The 4,298-nt window shown below is 56.8% G+C and carries 5 protein-coding genes and 1 pseudogene; 5 read left to right on the top strand and 1 reads right to left on the bottom strand.

Features of this window, described 5'->3' with window-relative positions; translation table 11 throughout:
- A pseudogene (locus tag HU218_RS13310) lies at window positions 1–444 on the bottom strand (hypothetical protein); the annotation flags it as partial.
- Window positions 445–591: 147 nt separating this feature from the next.
- Here HU218_RS13310 and tssJ point away from each other — a divergent pair.
- The 5 genes from tssJ to HU218_RS13285 all read left to right on the top strand — a co-directional run.
- Window positions 592–1,125, top strand: coding sequence for a type VI secretion system lipoprotein TssJ (gene tssJ, locus HU218_RS13305; RefSeq protein WP_174875426.1), 534 nt, complete (start codon window positions 592–594; stop codon window positions 1,123–1,125).
- Between the two features lie 65 nt (window positions 1,126–1,190).
- Complete coding sequence (gene tssK, locus HU218_RS13300) at window positions 1,191–2,537, top strand: type VI secretion system baseplate subunit TssK (RefSeq protein WP_174875427.1); 1,347 nt, start codon at window positions 1,191–1,193, stop codon at window positions 2,535–2,537.
- Between the two features lie 7 nt (window positions 2,538–2,544).
- Window positions 2,545–3,249: a type IVB secretion system protein IcmH/DotU gene (gene icmH / locus HU218_RS13295; protein WP_174875425.1), complete on the top strand. Its 705-nt coding sequence runs from the start codon at window positions 2,545–2,547 to the stop codon at window positions 3,247–3,249.
- A 2-nt stretch (window positions 3,250–3,251) separates the two neighbouring features.
- Window positions 3,252–3,737 carry a type VI secretion system baseplate subunit TssE gene (tssE, locus tag HU218_RS13290; RefSeq protein WP_174875424.1) on the top strand — a complete coding sequence of 162 codons (486 nt, stop codon included), beginning with the start codon at window positions 3,252–3,254 and terminating at the stop codon, window positions 3,735–3,737.
- Window positions 3,737–4,298: contractile injection system protein, VgrG/Pvc8 family (locus HU218_RS13285; protein WP_174875423.1), on the top strand; the 562-nt coding region annotated here is incomplete at its 3' end. The genes tssE and HU218_RS13285, both read left to right, overlap by 1 nt.

Genomic DNA, 4,298 nt, shown 5'->3' with positions numbered 1-4,298 from the left:
GGGTTGGTTTGTAGGGGCTGGGGGTGTGGGTGTGGACAGCTCCTCTTCCCGCAGCGTAAGCTTGATTCTCGTGCTGCTTGTGTATTCTTTTGGTATTAGTTTTTTGTGTTCTCGTTTGTTGCTTAAATAAAAAGCAATTGATACTGAAAGTGCTGCTAAAAATAAGGTTATCAATGGAATTTTTGCAATGACAAGGTACTTTATTGCTGTTTTGTATCGATGTTGCAATGCAAGGTGGTCGAGGTTGATGTCGGGCGCCCTTGTGATACTTTGCGCCACCAAACGGTCACCATCGCCCTTGCGATCTTGCGGTTTTGTTTCAGTTATCTCATTAATATTAAACGATTTTTGATTGAAAAATCTGTTTCCAATCCAAGCGACAAGGCCTACTAGGATCAGGCTTGTGGCCGGTGCTAGGTATGTAATTACGTGTGTTGGCAACATTTCATGCTGTCTTTACAAATGACTTTGTAATTGTATTTGTTATTTTCAATAAATTAGTGAAAATTAAATTTCAACACTGTCTTTGTAGAAAAAATGCATTTCAATTATGATACGACTTTGGCATGTTTTCCAGAGGCGGATTAACAAATGTTGTTGCTTCCCCCTAGAAGTTGGTGGTTTGGAAGGTTGTTGATTGTGGGTTTGCTGGTGCCATCGCTGCTGGCGGGTTGTGCCGCTGGAGGTCCGGTCCTGGGTGGCGGGGAGGCTGCTGCGGTGTTGAACAGGGATGCTCAGGGCAAGCCTCTGTCTGTGGTGGTTCGCGTCTACCAGCTCAAGTCGGATCAGGCATTCAACCGTCTGACAATGGAAGCCTTGATGACGGGCAAGCCGGATAAAGAATTGCTGGCATCGGATCTGCTGTCTTCCCAGGAGTTGGCCTTGTTGCCTGGGGGAAAAGCGGGGATAGCCGGAATGGTTATTGCGCCAGAGGCGACACATATCGGTCTGGTGGGCATGTTTCGTCAGCCGGACCGCCAGTTCTGGCGGTTGCTGTTCAATGCGGATGATGTGCGGCGTGTAGGGCTGTTATTTCGTGCCGAGGATTGTTATCTGCGGGCGCTGATGCCGCCGGCTAGGCTCATGGCGGGGCAGCCAGCTTCAATGCAAGTGGATTGTCGTTAGCCTGGGTTGGCCCTGGTCTTGGCAAGTTTACGGGTTGGCCGCAAGGCCATTGGATGGATGTAGCGATGCAAGCAGCAAAACGTGTGTTGTGGGGTGAGGGCATGTTCCTGCGGCCACAGCATTTTCAGCAGCAAGCTCTTTTTCTGGAGCAGGATGCTATTCGGCGGCAGCAGCAGCTTAGCCGGCATGCCTGGGGTGTGCAGCAATTCGACTTGGACGAGCAGGCGTTAAGGGGCGGCATGGTGCGTGTCGATGCTCTCGGCATGCTGTTTCGCGATGGTAGCTGCTATCAGGCGCCGCAGTCTGCGCCGCTGCCATTGTCGCGTGATTTGGCTTCGGTGCCGCAACTCGGGGTGGTTACTACGTTGTACGCATGCCTCGCCGACATGCAGCCCTATGGGGGAAATAGCGGTAGTGGTGAGTCAGCAGGTCGACCATGTCGTTATCAGGGTGGTAGCAGCGAGATGGCCGATCTGTACACCCAGGCGCTGTCGGCAGAGGTGGCTGTGCTTGAGCCGGTCGTTCGCCTGATGTTCGAAGAAGAAAACCGGGATGGCTATGAAGCTATCGCCCTGTGCCGGTTGCAGAAGGATGCAACCGGGCAGTGGCAGTTGGCACAGGACTACTTGCCGCCGCTACTGGGGATCGCGGCAAGTGGAAGTTTGCCGCAGCTGCTTCGCCGTCTGCTGGACATCCTGCTGGTAAAAAGCCAGGCGCTGGCTGGCAGCCAGCGGGAAAAGGCCCACAGTGTGATGGAGTTTGGTGCCAGTGATATTTCATCTTTCTGGCTGCTACATACCGTCAATCGCAATTTTGCCCGTCTTCGGCATCTGTCGTTGAGTAACCCGCTGCATCCGGAAGAGCTGTACATGGCGCTGGCGGAATTTTGTGGTGAATTGCTGACCTTTTCGACCCGCTATGCACTGGCTGATATTCCCGCTTACCGGCACGAGGACCTGCACCAGGTGTTCTCCACGCTGGATTTGCAGATTCGCGAGTTGCTGGAGACGGTGATCTCTGCACGCTATGCGGTGATCCCGCTGCACTCTCCCAAGCCATCCTTCTTCATCGGCAGACTCGAGAGCGATCGCTTTCTCGATAACGTTGACTTCTATCTGTCGGTGCAGAGCGAGCAGCCTGCAACGCAGCTGCTGGATAACGTTCCGCTCAAGCTCAAGATCGGTTCGCCAGACGATGTCGAGAAGATCCTCAACTCTGCCATGCGCGGGGTGGCGTTGAGTCATGCCAGCCAGACGCCATCTGCCATGCCGGTTCGGGTCGGCAACCACTACTTTGCCTTGCAACCGCATGGTGACATTTATTCCCGAATGCTGCAGTCGCGCAGCATTTGTATCTACGTACCGCAAACCCTGTCAGGTCTCAACCTGGAATTGATTGCTGTTTTCCGCTGAGTCAACCATGAACCAAGTTGTTGCAAACCCCGCCGAGCAAGCTGCTGCTATCGCCATCGCCCCTTCCGGTCCTTCCCTGCGCGAAATGCTGGAAGATGGCGTCTATTTGCTGTTTCTGCTGAAGGATGGCAATGCGCCAGGCAGCAGCGTGGAGTTCAATCGTCGCATAGACCTGTTTTTGCAACAGTACGAGCGCAATGCCCGCAACTTCGGTAAATCGCACGAAGCTATTGGTCAAGCAAAGTACGCATTTTGTGCGCTGCTGGACGAAATCGTACTGGCATCGGACTTCGCCCTGCGTGACGAGTGGGAGCGTATGCCGCTGCAGTTGCGCCTGTTTGGCGAACACCTGGCCGGGGAGGGGTTCTTCAACCGCTTGGAGCAGTTACGTCTTGACCCGGCGAAGCACATCGAAGAGTTGGAGGTTTATTACTCCTGCCTGTTGCTGGGTTTTCAGGGGCGTTACCTGCTGGAAGGGGAAGAGAAGCTTGGCTATCTCACCCACAAGCTGGGGCAAGAGATCCAGCAGGTCCGGGGGGGCAAGGCCGATTTCGCGCCCAATTGGCAATTGCCGCAACGGTTCCAGGCATTCGTCCGCCACGAGCTGCCGATGTGGCTGTACTTGGCACTGCTGGCACTGGTCGCCGCCGGAATCTGGGGCACCTATCGCTGGCTGCTTGGCCGTCAACTGCATGCACTGTTCGGAGGCTGAGCATGCAGTTCAACGGTTTGCGACAAACACGGGTACTGCCATCTGTTCTTGACCGCTTGCTGGACGACCAGCCGGATGTGAGTCACGGGGCTGACTCGCTGCAATTCGATCTCCCCCAATTCCGTCGTGCTTTGGCACGTGATCTGGAGGCATTGCTCAATACCCGGGTAATGGATCAGCCGGAATTGTTTGACGCCCATAGTTTGGCCGGGGACAGCATGCTGCAGTACGGGATTCCGGACTTGAGCGGCATCAGCCTGCTGAATCCCGACGATCGAGAGCTGTTGCGTGAGCAATTGCGTCGTGCCATTGAGCTGCACGAGCCACGGCTGTCACGGGTGCGGGTGAATCTGGACGCGCCACGCGAGCTGGAACGCCACCTGCGCTTCCGGGTGGATGCCGTGCTGAAAGTACACCCACACCGGCCGCCGGTGAGTTTTGACGCCACGCTGCAGCTGTCCTCCAATGCCTACAAGGTGCAAGGTTGATGAACCTCCCCGACCTGCTCGCCAGCTTTGCCGCCGCCTTCAACCAGGACCAACGTCTGCTTACCCTGCAGCTGGGCGATGGCAGCCGCTGGGGCGAGGCACTGCTGCCGCTGGCGCTGTCCGGCGAAGAGGCGCTGGCCGACAGCTATCGCTTCCGGCTAGAGTGCCTGTCCGCCAGTGACAGCATCGAACTGAAGTCGCTGCTCGGCCTGCCGGTGCGGCTGGGCATTGCCGGCGCCGATGGCAGCGAATCGCTGCGCTGTGGCGTGGTCAGTGCTGCCGACACCCTGGGCAGCGATGGCGGTTTCGCCAAATACGCGCTGAGCATCGAGCCGCCGTTCGCGCTGCTGCGGCTGCGCCAGACTTCGCGGGTATTCCAGGACCTGTCGGTCGACGCCATCGTGCGGCAGATCTTTGCCGAGCACGCGGCGGCCAACCCGGTGTTCGCTGCGGTGCAGAGCCTGGACTTCGTGCTGTCCGGCCCGCTGCCGGCGCGCAGCTACTGCCCGCCGGCAGCGGGCCGGACAGCACGAAGTCCAGGCTCTGCACCGCAGCGAACAC

Origin of the sequence: Vogesella oryzae (assembly GCF_902829295.1) — a bacterium.
GTDB lineage: Bacteria > Pseudomonadota > Gammaproteobacteria > Burkholderiales > Chromobacteriaceae > Vogesella > Vogesella oryzae.
Note: the sequence above shows the minus strand (reverse complement) of the source record. Positions and strands in the feature narration are given on the sequence as shown.

Excerpts from the sequence above, each read along its gene's own strand:
- tssJ (WP_174875426.1), top strand. The coding sequence starts at position 592 with ATGTTGTTGCTTCCCCCTAGAAGTTGGTGGTTTGGAAGGTTGTTGATT.
- tssE (WP_174875424.1), top strand. The coding sequence starts at position 3,252 with ATGCAGTTCAACGGTTTGCGACAAACACGGGTACTGCCATCTGTTCTT.
- icmH (WP_174875425.1), top strand. The coding sequence starts at position 2,545 with ATGAACCAAGTTGTTGCAAACCCCGCCGAGCAAGCTGCTGCTATCGCC.
- tssK (WP_174875427.1), top strand. The coding sequence starts at position 1,191 with ATGCAAGCAGCAAAACGTGTGTTGTGGGGTGAGGGCATGTTCCTGCGG.